We start from the raw sequence: 17,004 nt of genomic DNA, 5'->3' as shown, positions 1-17,004 counted from the left end.
CCCATGCCCCTGATTGACAGTTACCTGCCGCTTTATCAGTTCTCGGAAACCCATTCCTGCCGGATCGCGGCCGATGCGGCACCGATTCTGGACGCGGCAGGGCGCTACAAGCCCGAGGACGATCTTTTCTTTCGCGCCATGATCGGCTTGCGCGAAATGCCGGCTCGCCTGCTTGGGCGGCGTGGCAGCAAGCCGTTCGGGATGCAGAACTTCACGCTGCTGGAGCGGACCGACCGGGCCTTGGTCTACGGTCTCGCCGGGCAATTCTGGCGCCCCGATTATGGACTTCGCCCGATCACGGACGGTTCCGGCTTTCGGGACTTCCAGGAGCCTGGCGTTCCGCGCCTCGCCCTGAGCTTCGAAGTCGCATCCCTGCCGGGCGGCGCACACCGCCTCACCACCGAGACCCGCGTGTTCTGCCCCGACGCGGTCTCGCGCCGAAAGTTTCGCTTCTATTGGTTGCTGATCCGGCCGGTGAGCGGCCTCATTCGCAGCCGCATCCTCGCTTCTATCCGCAAGACCGTAGAGACTACTTGAGCACGAAGCGCGGCCCCGGACCCAGCGCGGCGGCCTCGTCTTCGCGGTTGTAGAGGCGGCATTTCGCCAGGCTGAGACAGCCGCAGCCGATGCATTCGTCCAGCTTGCGCCGCGTCAGTTCCAGCAGGGCGATCCTGGCGTCGATCGCCTGCCGCATCGACAGGCTGATCGTTTCCCAGTCCGCCAGGGTGGGCGTGCGGCCTTGCGGCAGGGCCGAAAGTTCGCGCTCGATCTCGGCAAGGGCCAGTCCCAGCTTCTGGGCGATCAGTACGAAGCTGACCCGCCGGATATCGGAGCGCAGGAAGCGGCGCTGGTTCCCCGCCGTCCGCAGCGAGGTCAGCAGGCCCCGCTCCTCGTAGAAACGAATGGCCGAAACCGCGACGCCCGTGCGCCGCGCCAGATAGCCGATGGTGATGAATCGGTCCTCGACCCGCCCGTCCTTCTGCAAATCACGCCGTCCTTCTGCAAAAAGCGCTTGATCTCAAGTTAATTTGAGGATGCATCAAAGCCAAGCCGGCAAGTTGCCCGGCGAAGCACAGGAGATGCCAGATGGCCCAGGGCCGCCTCGAACACGCCAATATCACCGTCAGCGACATCGATCGCAGCTCCGCCCTGCTCCAGAACCTGCTGGGCTGGCACGAACGCTGGCGCGGGCCCGCGCTGAACGGCGGGGAGACGATCCATGTCGGCGGGGATTTCAGCTACATCGCCGTCTATACCGACCGGAAGGCGCACGATCGCTTTCCCAAGGGCAGTCCGCTCAACCATGTCGGACTGGTGGTGAGCGATCTGGACGCCGCGGAAAAGGCCGTGGTGGCCGCCGGGCTGGAGCCGTTCAACCATGCCGACTACGAACCGGGCCGGCGGTTCTATTTCTTCGATTGGGACGGGATCGAATTCGAACTGGTCAGCTACGACTGACCGCGATCCGGCCCGCGTTCCAGGGCGCATCGGTGCGGTCGATCACCAGCCGATGCGTGTCGGGGCGGCACAATCCAAGGGCTGCATCCGCGTCGCCCCCGGCCCATAGCGCCCAGTCTTCACGGGCGAGAATGAGCGGCACCCGTCCGTGGTTGGCCACGATGGGTTCGGGTCGGTCGACCATGACCACGGCGAAGGCCTTGCCCCATTCCACGGTCGGCCGCCAGATTCCCGCGACGGCGAAGGGATCTTCCTGCTCCAGCGAACACCAAGTGCGCGTCATCGCGCCTTTGTCGCCTTCCGGCTCGGCCCAGGCGCTGAACGGCACGAGGCAGCGGCGCATCTGGAAGCTGGAGCGCCAGAACGCGGTGCCGAGCTTGTCGCCCCGCGCCTGGTTGATCGGTTTCGGCTTGATGGCCTGCCCGCGCTTGCCGGTCTGGGCGAGCGGGAAGCCCCAGGTCATGGCCTGGACCCGATGTTCCGCAACGACCAGCCCCGGATAGCCCGGATAGACTTCCTCGCCCAGGTTCGCGGCCGGTTCCGCCGAGGCCCGGAACAGTCCTGCAATCTCGTCCGTGGCCTTGCGCATGCGGTAGAGGTTGCACATGGCCCGTCCGGTCGATCAGATGATCCCGGCGTTGCCGACGACCCAGCAGGCCAGCGCCATCACCAGCCCGAGATCGCGATTCGAACGGAACCGCGTCAGGGCGTTCTCGCCATCCTCGGTATCGAGCGTCACGATCTGGAAGCCGAGATGGAGCGCCACCGGCACGAGCGCGACCAGCGCCACCCAGTCATGCCGCAGGGTCCAGAACCCCAGCGCCCAGAATGCCGTCGCCAGCGCATAGAAACCGGCCACGCCGCCGCGGACGTGGCTGCCAAGGCGCAGCGCCGAGGAGCGGATCCCGACGACGGCGTCGTCCTCGCGGTCCTGCAGGGCGTAGATCGTGTCGTAGCCGATGCACCAGAAGATCGAGCCGGCATAGAGCGCGGCCATCACCGCCAGCTGGTCGCCCCGGATCTCGACCCAGCCGACCAGCACGCCCCAGGTGAACACCAGGCCCAGCCAGGCCTGCGGCCACCAGGTGATCCGCTTCATGAAAGGATAGGCGGCAACCAGCGCCACGCTGCCCAGCGCCACGAGCTGCGCCTGCCAGCGCAGCTGGAGCAGCACCACGACGCCCACCGCGCAGAGCGAAAGCAGCCAGATCGCCGCTGCCTTGCGGCTGACCTGGCCGCTGGCCACGGGGCGGGAGGCCGTGCGGGCCACCTTGCGGTCGAGATCGGCATCGACGATGTCGTTGAGCACGCAGCCAGCGCCGCGCATCGCGATCGAGCCGAGCAGCAGCCAGAGGATCAGGCCCCAGCGCGCTTCTCCGCCCGCCAGCAGCACGCCCCAGGCGCAAGGCCAGAACAGCAGCCACCAGCCGATCGGGCGATCGAAACGGGCCAGCATGGCATAGGCGCGCGGCGTCCTCGGCAGGGCAGCGACAAGCCCGCGATGCTGCGTATCGGGGACGAGTAGAGAGTCGTTCACGCCAGGACGAGTAGCCTATCATGGCGAAACTGTCATGCCCCAAGGTTCCTGGTGCACACGTCCCGCCTGCACGCCAGTTGCATGCAGGCGGGCTTCGCGCGAAAAGGCGGCCGCAACTTTCCCCGGAGATTCATCCAGATCATGGCCGCCACCCCCGCCTGGCCGCCGCGCAGCGCGCCGCGTCTTTTCGTCACCGGCCCGCTGGGCCTGGGCGGCACCCTCGTCATCGAAGGCGGGCAGGCACACTACCTCTCCAAGGTCATGCGAGTCGCCCCGGGCGACGCCGTCATCCTCTGCGACGACGAGACCGGCGAATGGGCCTGCGCCGTGACATCCGCGGGCAAGCGGGATGTCGCACTGGAAGTGCGCGAGCAACTGCGTCCGCGCGAGGAGGTGCCCGATTTTTGGCTCTGCGCGGCCCTGCTCAAGAAGCCGAATTTCGACCTCGTCCTGGAAAAGGCGACCGAGCTGGGTGTCGCGCGCATCCAGCCGCTCGTCACCCGCCGCTGCGTGGCCGACAAGCTCAATGCCGAGCGCGCGGCGACGATCGTTACCGAAGCGGCCGAACAATGCGCGCGCACCGCGCTTCCCGATGTCGCCGAGCCGGTAAAGCTGGATGCCCTGCTCCGCGACTGGCCGGAGGGGCGAGTCCTCTATTTTGCGGACGAGACCGGGGGAGCGCCGGCAGCGGCCGCCTTCGCCGCGCATGACGGGCCGGCGGCACTGCTGGTCGGGCCGGAAGGCGGTTTCGACGAAGAGGAGCGCGCCCTCGTCCGCGCGCATCCGATGGCGCGGGCGATTACCCTGGGTCCGCGAATCCTGCGCGGCGAGACCGCGAGCATCGGTGCGACGGCCCTGTGGATGGCGGTTTCCGGGGATTGGCGCGGCGCCTGACCTGTCCTGAAATCCGACAAAAACCTCCCGGAAAAAACGAAACAAACCGCTCGGTACAAAAAGTTCTAGCGTCCGGGCGCGGGCCGCACTACCTCCCGCCGCATGAGCACCCGTGAGGTTTCGGATCGCGAAGATCCGGTGATCGAAAGCCTGGACCAACTCGCCGCGCCGATGGCTGCGGGCGAAAAGCCGCGCGAGGCGTGGCGGATCGGTACCGAGCACGAAAAGTTCGTCTACGACACGGGCGATCACCACGCGCCGTCCTATGCCGAACCCGGCGGCATCCGCGACTTGCTGATGGCCCTGACCGAGTTCGGTTGGGAGCCGATCATCGAGGGCGGCAACGTCATCGCCATGAAGGGTGACGACGGCACCGTCAGCCTGGAGCCGGCCGGCCAACTCGAACTGTCCGGCGCGCCGCTGGAAAACCTGCACCAGACTTGCGCCGAGACCGGGCGCCACCTCAGCCAGGTGAAGGCCATCGGCGACCGCATCGGCAAGGCCTTCCTCGGCCTTGGCATGTGGCCCGACAAGACCCGCGCCGAACTGCCGATCATGCCCAAGGGCCGCTACGACATCATGCTGCGGCACATGCCGCGCGTGGGCACGATGGGCCTCGACATGATGCTGCGGACCTGCACCATCCAGGTCAACCTCGACTATTCGAGCGAGGCGGACATGGTGAAGAAGTTCCGCACTTCGCTGGCGCTGCAACCGCTGGCCACCGCGCTCTTCGCCAATTCTCCCTTCACCGAGGGCAAGCCCAACGGCTTCCTCTCGTACCGCAGCCACATCTGGTCGGACACCGACCCGGCACGCACCGGCATGCTGCCCTTCGTGTTCGAAGACGGCTTCGGCTACGAACGCTATGTCGACTACATGCTCGACGTGCCGATGTATTTCGTGTTCCGCGACGGCAAGTACATCGATGCGGCCGGCCATTCCTTCCGCGACTTCCTCAAGGGCGAGCTTTCGGTGCTTCCCGGCGAGCGTCCGCGCCTGTCGGACTGGACGGACCATCTCTCCACCGCCTTCCCCGAAGTGCGCCTCAAGTCCTTCCTCGAAATGCGCGGCGCCGACGGCGGCCCGTGGAGCCGCATCTGCGCGCTCCCGGCGCTCTGGGTCGGCCTGCTCTACGACCAGGGCGCGCTCGATGCGGCCTGGGACCTGGTCAAGGACTGGGACATGGAAGGCCGCGAGGCGCTGCGCACCGCGGTGCCGAAGCTGGGCCTCGACGCGCCGCTGCCCGGCGGTGGGACCCTGCGCAAGATCGCCGCGGAAGTGATCGACATCTCCCGCTCGGGACTTGCGGCGCGCAATTGCCTCAACGCGGGCGGCGACAACGAGACCGGCTACCTGGAACCGCTCGCGCAGATCGTCGCCAGCGGCAAGGTTCCGGCCGAACGCCTGCTCGACCTCTACAACGGCGAATGGGGCGGCGACCTGTCGAAGGTCTACGCGGTAAAGAGCTTCTGACGGCTAACACATGACAGGCAGGGTGAGCATCGCTCCCCTGCCTGTCAAGGTGGCGCCCAATGCCCAGCGGCGCCGATGGCCGCCAGCCTTGGGCTGATCCCCGCGAAATGCCCTCTGTTATTCCGCAGCCTGCAGCGCCCCGTTCCGCGGCCGCAACCAGGCGCCCATCCGCGCGAGCGAGCGGGTGATCGGCGCGTTCTGCGCCATCCAGGCATGGTATTCCCGGTACTTGGCGTCCTCGGCCAGAAGATGCGCTTCCTCGGTCCGCGCGCGCCAGTAGTAGATGCCGCTGACGACGCCCAGCAGCACGGTATTACGCACCATGTCGGTCAGCGCATGACTGGTGACGAGGAAGGGCAGCGTCGATGTCCACCAGAACAGGTTCTTCGAGAGGTAAGCCGGGTGCCGCGTGAAGCGGTAAGGGCCGTTCGTCAGCACACCGCGGTAAGTGAGGTTGGAGAAGCGCAGGCCGAAGGCGAACGTCGCCCAGGCATAGACGGCCGTGAGCGTGACCATGAGCGCCGCCCAGAGCCAGAGCAGCGCCGTGTGCCCTGCCAGCCAGTAGGACCAGCCGCCGGTGTTGACCTCATAGCCCATCACGTCGGCCCGCCCCATCGTGCCCCAGACGAAGGGCGGATAGCACATGAGCGCGGCCACCCAGCCGGCCAGCAGGGGATTGCCGCTGCGGATATGGGCGTCGAGCGGGCGGAAGGTGAAGATATAGCCCACGGTGCCGATCTGTACGTCGATCAGGAAGAGCAGCGCGATCACGGTGGAGGCCAGCGGCACCGGATCATGGGCCATGGCTGCGAAGTTCGCTTCCACCACTTGCGCGAAACCGCCGGGCAGGATCGAGATCATGAAGGCCCCGAAGAACGCCTTGATGGCCCAGGCGCGGCCGTGCTTCTTCACCGCCTCCGCGTCCCAGGCCTCGCGCCCGATCAGCAGGGCACCGAAGTGCCAGGCCTGGTCGCGCGGCTCGATCAGCTTGCGGTCCAGCCAGAGCACGTAAGGGATCGACAGCAGGAAGACCGGCAGCGCCGCCGCGCCGATCACTTCCATGGCGAAGAGATATTGCCCGTCCCAGTACCACCGGCCGATGCAGTAGAACGCCCCGATCAGCGCCCATGTGGCCCAGAGCCCCGCAAGCTTGGTGATCGACAGCTCCGCCGATTCGGACAAAGGCCGCCGCAGGTTCCAGTCGATGCCGGTGGAGGGGCGGCGGTGCACCTTGTCGACCAGCACCGACCACAGCGCCATGGCGGAGCCGGTGACGAAGAGCGTGGCGACCGAGGCGTAAGGGCCGCTCATCGGCGCATGGGGACCGGGTAGCGCAAGGGCGTCGGCGATCGCGGCCCAGTTGCGGCAGACCAGCAGCCAGACGAGAAGCGCCGCCAGTCCGGACAGGCCCACGCCGGCCGAGACGTCGCTGGCGGGCGGGCTTTTCGCGGGATTCGGGGCGCTGATCATGGCGCCCGGACTAGCGCGAATTGGTTAAGAGGTGCGAAATGCCGAACAGCCGCGTCGCCCCGGGCGCGGCCCGGAGCGACGGCGACATGATCAACGGTAAGCCGTGATACGGCCCGAATCGTCGAGAAGGTAGAGCGTCTGGTTGGCCACGACTGGGGCCAGCGAGATCGGATCGCCCAGCTCGACGAAGGGCGTGAGCTTGCCCGTGGTCGGATCCACGGTGCCGAGCTGGCCGCGGGAATTGGCCACCCACAGCTTGTTGCCGGCCAGGACCGGGCCGACCCAGAAGATCGGACCCTTGCGCTTCTTCTCGTTGTCGTAGCGCGCCAGCTGAGTCAGCCAGCGCACTTTGCCGGTGCCGCGCGCGATGGCGAGGATTTCGGCGTGGTCGTCCAGCGTGAAGACCCAGTCGCCCACCACCATCGGCGTGGAGATGCCGGCAAGGTTGAGTTCCCAGATGCGCTGGCCGGTCACCAGTTCGTAAGCGGCCATGCGACCGCCCTGGCCCAGCGCGTAGACGCGGCCCTGGTCGATGATCGGATCGGCGTCGACGTCGGTGAGGCTGCCCACTTCGGTGGAGATCGAAGTGCGGGCCAGCGCGTCGGACCAGACCTGGCGGCCGTTCTCATAGCGATAGGCCACGAGTTCGCCCGAGGAATAGCCCGCGATCACGGTGCCCTGGCCGGCCGCCGGAGCGGCCACGCCGAAGACGCCGGCTTGCGAGAGCGAAGCCGATTCGTTCCACAGGACATTGCCGTCCGCCGCGTTGAGCGCGAAGATCTGGTTGTCCTGCGTCATCACGTAGACGGCATTGAAGCTGATCGTGGGCGAGCCGCGCAGCGGGCCGCCGGGCTTCTTCGTCCAGAGCTGGCTGCCATCGGCCGCCTTGAGCGCCGCCACTTCGCCAAGGCCGGTGGTGACGTAGAGGTTGCCCGCGTCGTAGCTGACGCCGCCGCCGAAGATCGAGCTTTCGTTCTTGCCCGAAACCGAGAAGTTCTTGGTCCAGAGCGAGCTGCCGGTCTTCGCGTCGAACGCATGGACGACGCCTTCGGTGTCCATGACGAAGAGCTTGTCCTCGGCCACGACAGGCGCGGCGGCCAGGCGGGCGCGGTTGGTGGAACCGGCGATCTGGGCGGTCCACACGCGGCTGGGATTGTCGGCCAGGGCCAGGTGGCCGTAGGACTTGGCGGCATTGCCGCCCGCCTGCGACCAGGCCTCGTTCGCCTGCTGCGGCGGCAGGATCACCGAGATCGCTTCCATCGAGGGATCGACCTTGGCGCCGCTTTCGATGCGCGACAGGATCGGCACGCGTTCGCCCACGGTGGGGGTCTTCGGGCCCTTGCTGTTGGACTTGCAGCCCGAAAGACCGGCGACGAGCGCCAGGGCGATCAGCGATACGACCCCCGCGCGGCCCATTTTGGAAGGCTTGGCCTTCATGCGCGTCATCTCAACCATGTTCATTCTCCGGCGGCAGGCGCGGTCTGCGCGCTGGCCCCTTGGTCTCGCGCTTTGCCCAGCGGCTCTCCGCGTTCGTCCACCACATCGTCGATCGCGTCGACGCCGAGCACGGCCGCAAGCTGGCGTGCGCGGCTGCGCAGGCCAGATTCGACCTGCTCGTCCTTGGCGATGGCGGCGAACAGCGGGCCTGCCTGGTCCTGCTTGTTCATCTTGATATAGGCCATGCCGACCATCTCGCCGGCAACGCCGAACCACGGATTGCCCGGGGCAGCATAAGGCTTGAGGCGGGCGACCACGTCTTCGGGCTTCATGGCATCGAAATTGGCGGCCACGCTGCGCACGGCGGCAAGGTCGCGCAGCGGCTGCGGCGCCTTGGCATCGGCGGCCACTTCGTCATAGAGCTTCACGGCGTCAGGCAGGCGCTTCTGCTCGGCAGCGATGCCCGCAAGCATCAGCTTGGCCGAGGTCGGGCTGCCGCCCGAACCCTTGGCGATGGCCTCCAGCTTGCCCTTGGCGGCATCGAGATTGCCGGACTTCATGCTGTCGATCGCCTGGACGTAAGCCTCGGCATTGGCGTCGCGCTGCTCGTTCTGGCGGTGGTTCCAGTAGAGCCAGCCGCCGAACGCCGCGAGCGCCAGGACCACGGCCGCGATCACGGGCTTTCCGTAGCGGGTGAAGAAGCCTTCCATCTGGTCCTGCCGCAGGGCATCGTCGACCTCGCGCAGGAAAACGTCCTGCTGCGCGGCGAGTCGCTCGGCAGACTTGGGGTTGGTCGGGGTGCTGTTGGAAGGAGGCAGGGCCAAGTTTCGGGCGCTTTCTGCGGAAAAATCAGGATGGTTGCCGGGCTGTTTAGCGAATGACCACGGCTTTTCAACGGTGATGATCGCTGCACCGTTCGCGGTGAAGCCTTGCTGAATGATGTCGGCGTGTCAAATCAGGCGGTCCTGCCCCAGCGCTTCGCCATATGTGCGGCTATAGGCGGCCAGCATGGTGGCTTCGTCGTAGTGGCTGCGGGCATGGACGCGGTTTGCGGCGCCGAGGCGGGCCCGCAAGGCATCGTCGCCCGCCAGCAGCGCAAGGGTGGCGGCCAGCGCGGCCTCGTCTCCGGGCGGCGTTATCAGGGCGCGGTTTTCCCCGGATACCATCTGCGCCACGTCCCCCACGGCGGGCGAGGCCACCGGCAGTCCCGCGGCCATCGCTTCCACCACCGAGATCGGAAACTGCTCGCTGTCGGACGAGAGCGCGAAGATATCGAAAAGGCCGACTGCGTGGGACGGATCGGCGACGAAGCCCGGCATGTGCACCCGGTCAGCCGCGCCGCTGCGCGCCGCCGCCTCCGCGATCGCGCCGCGCTCGGGCCCTTCGCCCAGGATGACGAGGCGCCACGAAGGGGGCAGTCCGGCGAAGGCGCGGACCAGCCGGGGCAGATTCTTCACCGGCCTGAGGCCCGCGAGCGTGCCGACCCAGCGCTCCCCGGGCTGCTTGATCAGGCCGGGCAGCATGTCGGGCCGGGGCCGGTCGAGATAGGCGGCGCAATCGATGCCATTACCGATCAGCCGCACCCGCTCGCGCGGCTGGCGCCATGCCGTGAGCGCAATCTCCTCCAGCCGCCGCGACGGCACCACCAGCGCCGAGGCACGGCGCAGTGCGAAGCGCCGGAACCGGTTGCGCGCGGACTTGAGGCCGCCGGCCTCGTCCTCGTTGAAGCCGTCCTCATGATGGACGAGCGGAGGCAGCGACAGCAGGCCGCCGAACAGGCCATGGGCCATCACCCCGTCCATCGCGCCCCAATTGTAAGTGAGCACGAGGTCGTAGTCTGCCATGGCCTGGGCGATCCGCCAGAGCCGCCGCGGGGTGGGGCGGCCTTGAAGGGCGGGAAAGTCCTGGGGAAACGCCACCGGCACCGCCGGATCGAGCAGCGCAGCGGCGCCGTAGGCCTCAGGCTGGGCCGAGACCACGGCATGAGCGATGCCCGGCCCGAACAGGTTCATCAGCCGCACGGCGCGCAGTTCCTTGCCGCCGGCCGCGAAGCTGGAATGAAGGTGGAGAATGCGCAAGGCGGTTCCGGCCCGGCCGATCAGGCGACTTGCGCCAGCAGCCGCTCGATGGCGGCAACGGATTCGGGCTCATCCAGAGTGGGGGCATGGCCGACATTGTCCAGCGTCACCGCCTCGGCGCCCGGCAGGCGGCGCAGCATCTTCTCCAGCGTGGCGGCGGACAGCAGGTCGGACAACGCGCCGCGCAGCACCAGCACCGGCCGGCCGGCCAGCGCTTCCCAGGCGGGCCAGAGATCGGGCTGGTCGTCCACGTCATAGCCCAGGAAAGGCTCGGCGATCTTCATGTCGTAGTCGAAGACCACCCGCCCGGCGTTGGATACGGTCATCAGGCGCTTGGCCCGCCCGATCCAGAAGTCCAGCGGCTGGCCGGGATGGGCATCGCCCTGCGACGATTCGATCGCGCGCGCGGCGTGAACCCAGGTGGGATAGCTGCGCCCCTGCCCGACATAGTCCTTGATCCGCTCCACCCCTTCCGGTTCGAGGAACGGCCCCACGTCGTTGATGACGGCCGCGGCGATCCGGTCTGGCATCATCGTCGCCAGTCCCATGGTCATCAGCCCGCCCAGCGAGGTGCCGATGGCCACGAAGCGGTCGATCTTCTCCTGCGCCAGCAGCTCCAGCAGGTCCTCGCCATACTGGACCGGATTGTAGCTGGCCGAATCGCGCGCATATTCGCTGTCTCCGCGCCCGCGCATGTCGGGGCAGATGACGCGCCAGCGCGGCGAGAGGCGCTCGGCCAGGACGTCGAAATCGCGGGCATTGCGGGTCAGTCCATGGAGGCAGACGATGGGGGGAAGCAGCGCCTGTTCCGGCGCTTCCCCATCCGGCCGCGCCCGATCAGGCAAGGAGCCCGGGTAATCGCGAAAGTGCAGCTTCAGTCCATCCCGGCTCGACCAGAACCGATCTTCGAATACCGTCATGCCGAAGCTGCGACCTCATCTTGCCGCCCGGCTTGATCGACGGGCATCGGATCGCCACTATCGCCTGATGCGAAGCGAACCGCAAGCAAGTGCCTATCGTCCTGCCCCGCGTATCGAGGCCATTGCCGACTGGATCGCCAGTCCGGTAACGGCTGCCGATTTTCCGAAACATATCCTGCGCTTCCGCAACGACCGCTGGGCCCGCACCGTGGGGCTGGACGGGCTCGACGATGCCGGCTGGATCGCCCATTTCGGACGCTTCGAGCCGCTGCCGGATAACCTGCCCCAGCCGCTGGCCCTGCGCTATCACGGGCACCAGTTCCGCGTTTACAACCCCAACATCGGCGACGGACGCGGCTTCCTCCAGGCGCAGATGCTGGACGGCCAGGACCGCGTGCTCGACCTTGGCACGAAAGGGTCCGGCCAGACGCCCTATAGCCGCGACGGCGACGGCAGGCTGACACTGAAGGGCGCGGTTCGCGAGATCCTCGCCACGGAAATGCTGGAGGCGCTGGGCGTCAACACCAGCAAGACCTTCTCCGTGATCGAAACCGGCGAGGCGCTCTGGCGCGGCGACGAGCCTTCGCCCACGCGCTCGGCAGCCATGGTCCGCCTCAGCTACGGCCATATCCGCATCGGCACCTTCCAGCGCCTGCTCGCGCTGGAGGAAAGCGCGCACATGGAACAGCTCGTGGCCTATTGCCTCGCAACGTATCCCGGCAATCTCCCGCCCGAGGATGCGCCCGGCCGGGACGAACCTGCGGTGATCCTGCTCCATCAGGTGGTGGAACGCATGGCCGATCTCGCCGCGAGCTGGATGGTGGCCGGCTTCGTCCACGGCGTTCTCAATACCGATAACATGAACATCTCGGGCGAGAGCTTCGACTATGGTCCCTGGCGCTGGCTGCCGCAGTGGGACCCGCGCTTCACTGCCGCCTATTTCGACCATTCGGGCCTCTACGCCTTCGGCCGGCAGCCCGAGGCGGTGCTGTGGAACTGCGGCCAGCTTGCCGTTGCCTTGCGCCAGTTGACCGAAACCACGCCGTTGGTGGCCGCGCTGGACCGCTTCGCCCCGCTCTACCAGCAGGCGATGAGCCGGCGCTTCGCCTGGCGCCTTGGCGTGACCCCGCAGGGCCTGGAGCGCGACAATGCGCTGATCCAGGCCGCGGAACAGGCCATGCTGGCAAGCGGGGAAGCGCCGGAGCAATTCTTCTTCCATCATCGCGGCAGAAGAAATGCAGGTGCCGATCGCTTCGGCGAAGTCCTGGGCACTTATGCCCCGGCGGCGGAAACGTCCGATCCCTTCTGGCAGCAACCCGCCCCGCCCGGCCTGCTCATCGACGAGGTCGAGCGCATCTGGGATGGGATCGACCGGCATGACGACTGGTCGGCGCTCCATGCCCGGGTCGCGGAAATCCGCGAACTCGGTCGGCAACTCGGCGCGGCGCCGGCGCCCGCCGGGCAGGCTGCTAGCCAAGGCTCCGGGGCATCCTGATACAAAGGATTAAAGGCCGCGTTAGCTTCCCGGTAGGGATCGCTGTGCAACAGCATGTCCTACAGCGAGTTATCCAGCCAACGGACCATCATTCTTCATGGGCGCGACAGCGAGCGCATACAGCACCCCGCCAGCAACGGTCGCCAGCGATCGGGGATCTGCCGGACAGGAACGGGCAAGGAACGTGACGGACATCATCTCCTACGAACCCGCCACGGGTGCGGAGATCTGGCGCGGCAAGCCTTGCGATGTCGACGATGTGGTGAGCCGTGCCCGGCGCGCCTGGCCGACCTGGGCCGCGCAGCCGTTGGCCACGCGCATCGAACTGCTGCGTCGCTTCGCCAACGAAGTGCGCAAGGAAGCCGACCGCCTGGCCACGACCATCGCCCGCGAAGTCGGCAAGCCCTTGTGGGAAGCGCGCGCCGAAGTCGAAACCGTGGTTGCCAAGGTCGAAGTCTCGATCCGCGCCTATGCCGAGCGCACCAGCCAGCGGAAGTTCGATTCGGCACTGCAGGGCACGATGGCGGTGCGCCACAAGCCGCACGGCGTCCTGGTCGTGCTCGGCCCCTTCAACTTCCCTGCGCACTTGCCGAACGCCCACATTGTCCCCGCCCTGCTCGCAGGCAATGCGGTGATCTTCAAGCCGAGCGAAAAGGCCCCCGCCACGGGCGAGATGCTGGCGCGCTGCTTCCACCGCGCGGGCATTTCCGCCGCCGTCATGCAGCTTGCCGTGGGCGGGCCGCTGGAGGGCCAGGATTTCGTGGCGCACGAGGGGATCGACGGCGTGCTCTTCACCGGATCGGCCAATACCGGGATCTCGATCAACCGCCGCCTCGCCGCCCGGCCCGACCGGCTGGTGGCGCTGGAGATGGGCGGAAACAACCCCATCGTCCTCTGGGACACGCCCAAGCTGACTGACGCCGCAGCGCTGATCGTCCAGTCCGCCTTCTCCTCCGCTGGACAGCGCTGCACCGCGGCGCGCCGGCTGATCGTGAAGAGCGCGCTCTATGACGAGGCCATCGCGGAAGTGAAGGCACTGGCAGACCGGGTGATCGTGGGCGCGCCGTTCGACGAACCCGCGCCGTTCATGGGCCCGGTGATCGACAATCCGGCGGCCGACGGCCTGACCGAGAGCTTCCTCTACCTGCTGAGCAACGGCGGACGGGCGATCAAGCACCTGGTGCGGACCGACGACGCCCTGCCGTTCCTCAGCCCGGCGATCATCGACACCACGGCCATGAAGGACCGGCCCGATGTCGAACTGTTCGGCCCGATCCTGCAGGTGATTCGCGTCGACGATTTCGATGAGGCGATTGCCGAGGCCAACAATACCCGGTTCGGCCTGGCCGCCTCGCTGGTGGGCGGCAGTCCCCAGGACTACAACCGCTTCTGGGCCAATATCCGCGCCGGCATCGTCAACTGGAACCGCACCACCACCGGGCCGAGCCATGCCGCGCCGATGGGCGGCATCGGCCTTTCCGGCAACCACCACCCCACCGGCTACTACGCGGCGGACTACTGCGCCTATCCCGTGGCGTCCGGGGAGATGGAGCAGCCCCGCGCGGCGATCGGGGTGGGACTGCGGTAACGGCCCGGGGCGTCAGCCCCTCTCGTTCCGACCCGGGGCCGTCACTTCCCGCTGGTGACCAGATCGACCTCGGTCACGCCGCCTTCCAGTTTACGCACGAAAGCCACGTAGGCTTGCCCTGCCTTGCGGCCGCCGATCACATGATCGCCGCCGTCGATGCGATATTCGGCGGTATAGCCGCCGCGCTGCGCCATCGAATAGTAGAAGCTGACGACATCCTCGGGCGAGACTGCCGTGCCGTAATTGACGACACGGAGCGCGCAGCCGTCAGCGTCAGTGCCTGCGGCTTCCTTCACGGCGCCGCGCGGATAGACGGGGATAGCGGCGGGCAGCTTGGCGGCCCAGGCAGCGGAATACTGGACTTTGGCGGAGCAATCGGTCTTGGCCGCGCGCGCGCTGTCGCTGACTTGCGCGGCAGTCGCAGCGCTCTGGGCGAGCGCCGAGGCGCTCGCTTTCTGGGGAACCGGCGCGGGCAGGAGCTTGCCGCCCGCGGCATCCGCGGCCGATTTCCGGGCAGCGGAGATAGCCGCCGGCGTGCGATCGGCCGCCTTCAGCATGACCGGGCCGTCCTTGCCCGCGGCGGCTTCGCCGCTCTCTCCGGACATTTCGGGATCGACCACGATCTGATCGCCCAGGGCACCGGACGCCGCGGCCTCGCTCCCGGCCGCATCGGGCTTCTTCGTCTTGGCATTACAGCCCGCCAGCGCCAGCGATCCGGCCAGAGCCAGGAGCATGAAGTGCGGGGCGGCGGAGTGCTGCGCCGGAACCTTCGTCATAATGGCCATCCTCGTCGCGTCCTTGTCCCCGGAAGATCGCATGCGTCTTCCCGACATCCAGTTCATCGGCCAAGACTTCCCGGTAAATGGCGGAAATTCAAGGCCTCTCCGCTGGGAATCCCGCGCACGTCCCAATTCGGGAAGGGCCGCAGGCAAAGGTTTGCGGTCAGGGAATGGAGGATCGGCATACAGCGCCTGTGCGCGCGAAGCCCCGAAACAGGTCGAGGGCGCCCGCAGCCGAAGCCACGAGCGCCCTCTCCCACCCGCCCCCATCAGATGGAGTTCGGGAGGTCTCCCCCGTAAGTCGCCGTCCTCACGGGGAAGCCAGTTCCTGTCAGGCGCAAGCCGCGCCCGGTTCTATCAGCGGCAGCGCGAACCGCCGCGGTCGACTTCGCGGCCGAGCAGGGCGCCGGCGGCGGCGCCGAGGACGGTGCCGGTGGCGCGGTCGCCGCGGGTGTCGATGGCACGACCGGCCAGGGCGCCCGCCGCACCGCCGACCAGCAGGCCGGTAGTGCCGCTCGAACGGCGGCAGTCGTAGCGACGGTCGTTGCCGCGGTAGTGGCGGTCGCCGCGATAGTAGCGGTCGCGGTTGCCGTAGCCGCGGCGATAGTCTTCGCGCGAATAGCGCTCACGGCCGTGGCCATATTCCTGTTCGCCGGGGGCCTGGAATTCGTGGGTCGGCGCGTAGCTGACGGCAGCCGAAGCGGGAAGAGCGGTCGCCAGGCTGGCCGTTGCGGCAGCGAGGGCGGTTGCCTTGAAAAATGCGTTCATCTCAAAATCTCCTCGTCATTGCCGGGGAGGGGGCCTTTCGAGGCTCGATCCGCGGTACGCATTCAGCTTTAGGGCATCGAACCTGAACGATCCGCAACGCGGCTGTCAGAATTGGCGATATCGACGAGGCGAGGAACGTCTTGCGACGAACTGCTTGCGGACGGACCTTTCGGCACTTATCGCACCGGACGATCCACGGGGTTTTCGATGCAGCACCAAACCACTCGCCGTAGCGGCGGCCTTGCGCAGGCTTTCGGCGCCTATCTGATCTGGTGCCTGTTCCCGCTCTATTTCGCGATGCTCCACGCGGTTTCCCCGTTCGAGGTCGTGGCCTGGCGGCTGCTGTTCACCCTGCCCTTCTGCCTCATCATGGTCGCCGTGCTGCGCCAGGGTGCGCAGCTTCGGGCCGCGCTCGGCAATCCGCGCCTGCTCGGCACGCTGGCCGTCAGCGGCCTGCTGATCGGCACCAACTGGCTGATCTACGTCCTGGCGGTGATGGAAGGCCACGTCATCGCGGCGAGCCTGGGCTACTACATCAACCCGCTGGTCAACGTGCTGGCAGGCACCATCTTCCTGCGCGAGCGGCTATCGCGCCTGCAATGGACCGCGGTCGGCCTCGCTGCCATCGGCGTGGCCATGCTGGCGGGCGGCGCGCTGGACACGCTGTGGATCAGCATGGGCATCGCCCTCAGCTTTGCCGGCTACGGCCTGGTGCGAAAGCTGGCCCCCGTCGAATCGCTGCCGGGGCTGACGGTGGAGACGCTGGTGCTGCTGATTCCCGCGCTGGGCCTGCTGGGCTGGCAGGCTTCCGGCCCGGCGGGGCTGGCCATGGGGCAGTCGCTGAACATCAGCCTCCTGCTTGCCTGCGCCGGGATCGTCACCGGGATTCCGCTGCTGCTTTTCGCCGGCGCGGCTCGCAAGCTGGACTTCTCGGTGCTGGGCTTCATCCAGTTCGTGACGCCGACGGGCATATTCCTGCTCGGCCTCTTCGTGTTCGGAGAGCCGCTGCGGCCGGTCCAGATTTTCTGCTTCCTGTTCATCTGGACGGCCATCGCGGTGTTCTGCTGGGACCTGCTGTCCCGCAAGCGCAAGGCCGCCGCCTGA

General features: G+C 67.5%; 17 protein-coding genes. 7 read left to right on the top strand and 10 right to left on the bottom strand.

Features of this window, described 5'->3' with window-relative positions; genetic code table 11:
- Positions 1–3: 3 nt before the first annotated feature.
- Complete coding sequence (locus EDF57_RS08085) at positions 4–537, top strand: hypothetical protein (RefSeq protein WP_134093840.1); 534 nt, start codon at positions 4–6, stop codon at positions 535–537.
- On the opposite strand, the gene soxR is transcribed toward EDF57_RS08085, so the two are convergent.
- Positions 530–985: a redox-sensitive transcriptional activator SoxR gene (gene soxR / locus EDF57_RS08080; protein WP_132268112.1), complete on the bottom strand. Its 456-nt coding sequence runs from the start codon at positions 983–985 to the stop codon at positions 530–532. The genes EDF57_RS08085 and soxR overlap by 8 nt on opposite strands.
- A gap of 101 nt (positions 986–1,086) precedes the next feature.
- On the opposite strand from soxR, the gene EDF57_RS08075 reads away from it, so the two are divergent.
- A complete protein-coding gene (locus tag EDF57_RS08075; RefSeq protein ID WP_134093839.1) occupies positions 1,087–1,458 on the top strand; it encodes a VOC family protein in 372 nt (123 codons plus the stop codon).
- On the opposite strand, the gene EDF57_RS08070 is transcribed toward EDF57_RS08075, so the two are convergent.
- Together EDF57_RS08070 and ubiA are read right to left on the bottom strand one after the other, a co-directional pair.
- Positions 1,445–2,065: an SOS response-associated peptidase family protein gene (locus tag EDF57_RS08070; protein ID WP_134093838.1), complete on the bottom strand. Its 621-nt coding sequence runs from the start codon at positions 2,063–2,065 to the stop codon at positions 1,445–1,447. The two genes, EDF57_RS08075 and EDF57_RS08070, sit on opposite strands and share 14 nt — an antisense overlap.
- A 15-nt stretch (positions 2,066–2,080) precedes the next feature.
- A complete protein-coding gene (ubiA, locus tag EDF57_RS08065; RefSeq protein WP_134093837.1) occupies positions 2,081–2,995 on the bottom strand; it encodes a 4-hydroxybenzoate octaprenyltransferase in 915 nt (304 codons plus the stop codon).
- A 141-nt stretch (positions 2,996–3,136) separates the two neighbouring features.
- Here ubiA and EDF57_RS08060 point away from each other — a divergent pair, with 141 nt between their 5' ends.
- Positions 3,137–3,889: a 16S rRNA (uracil(1498)-N(3))-methyltransferase gene (locus EDF57_RS08060; protein ID WP_134093836.1), complete on the top strand. Its 753-nt coding sequence runs from the start codon at positions 3,137–3,139 to the stop codon at positions 3,887–3,889.
- A gap of 102 nt (positions 3,890–3,991) precedes the next feature.
- Positions 3,992–5,365 (top strand): glutamate--cysteine ligase, encoded by a 1,374-nt coding sequence (locus EDF57_RS08055; protein ID WP_132268104.1) that lies wholly within the window; start codon positions 3,992–3,994, stop codon positions 5,363–5,365.
- 117 nt (positions 5,366–5,482) lie between these two features.
- Here the strand turns inward: EDF57_RS08055 and EDF57_RS08050 are convergent, their stop codons facing one another.
- From EDF57_RS08050 to EDF57_RS08030, 5 genes are all read right to left on the bottom strand, one after another.
- Positions 5,483–6,835 (bottom strand): DUF1295 domain-containing protein, encoded by a 1,353-nt coding sequence (locus EDF57_RS08050; protein ID WP_134093835.1) that lies wholly within the window; start codon positions 6,833–6,835, stop codon positions 5,483–5,485.
- Positions 6,836–6,925: 90 nt separating this feature from the next.
- Positions 6,926–8,290 carry a PQQ-like beta-propeller repeat protein gene (locus tag EDF57_RS08045; protein ID WP_134093834.1) on the bottom strand — a complete coding sequence of 455 codons (1,365 nt, stop codon included), beginning with the start codon at positions 8,288–8,290 and terminating at the stop codon, positions 6,926–6,928.
- Positions 8,291–8,292: 2 nt separating this feature from the next.
- A complete protein-coding gene (locus EDF57_RS08040) occupies positions 8,293–9,096 on the bottom strand; it encodes a tetratricopeptide repeat protein (protein WP_132268100.1) in 804 nt (267 codons plus the stop codon).
- 126 nt (positions 9,097–9,222) lie between these two features.
- Positions 9,223–10,350, bottom strand: a complete 1,128-nt coding sequence (locus EDF57_RS08035; protein ID WP_134093833.1) for a glycosyltransferase family 4 protein — start codon at positions 10,348–10,350, stop codon at positions 9,223–9,225.
- Between the two features lie 20 nt (positions 10,351–10,370).
- Complete coding sequence (locus tag EDF57_RS08030) at positions 10,371–11,270, bottom strand: alpha/beta hydrolase (protein WP_134093832.1); 900 nt, start codon at positions 11,268–11,270, stop codon at positions 10,371–10,373.
- Between the two features lie 67 nt (positions 11,271–11,337).
- Here EDF57_RS08030 and EDF57_RS08025 point away from each other — a divergent pair, with 67 nt between their 5' ends.
- Both EDF57_RS08025 and EDF57_RS08020 read left to right on the top strand, forming a co-directional pair.
- The gene (locus EDF57_RS08025) at positions 11,338–12,765 is read left to right on the top strand and encodes a protein adenylyltransferase SelO family protein (protein ID WP_134093831.1); all 1,428 of its coding nucleotides are present in this window, start codon (positions 11,338–11,340) and stop codon (positions 12,763–12,765) included.
- Positions 12,766–12,862: 97 nt separating this feature from the next.
- Positions 12,863–14,353, top strand: coding sequence for a succinylglutamate-semialdehyde dehydrogenase (locus EDF57_RS08020; protein ID WP_134093830.1), 1,491 nt, complete (start codon positions 12,863–12,865; stop codon positions 14,351–14,353).
- A gap of 41 nt (positions 14,354–14,394) precedes the next feature.
- Here EDF57_RS08020 and EDF57_RS08015 read toward each other — a convergent pair whose 3' ends face one another.
- On the bottom strand, positions 14,395–15,129 hold the full coding sequence (locus EDF57_RS08015) for a hypothetical protein (RefSeq protein WP_243840959.1): 735 nt from the start codon (positions 15,127–15,129) through the stop codon (positions 14,395–14,397).
- A gap of 360 nt (positions 15,130–15,489) precedes the next feature.
- On the bottom strand, positions 15,490–15,900 hold the full coding sequence (locus tag EDF57_RS08010) for a glycine zipper 2TM domain-containing protein (RefSeq protein WP_132268093.1): 411 nt from the start codon (positions 15,898–15,900) through the stop codon (positions 15,490–15,492).
- Between the two features lie 207 nt (positions 15,901–16,107).
- On the opposite strand from EDF57_RS08010, the gene rarD reads away from it, so the two are divergent.
- Complete coding sequence (gene rarD, locus EDF57_RS08005; protein ID WP_132268092.1) at positions 16,108–17,004, top strand: EamA family transporter RarD; 897 nt, start codon at positions 16,108–16,110, stop codon at positions 17,002–17,004.

The organism is Novosphingobium sp. PhB55 (genome assembly GCF_004368805.1).
Lineage (GTDB): Bacteria > Pseudomonadota > Alphaproteobacteria > Sphingomonadales > Sphingomonadaceae > Novosphingobium.
Note: the sequence above shows the minus strand (reverse complement) of the source record. Positions and strands in the feature narration are given on the sequence as shown.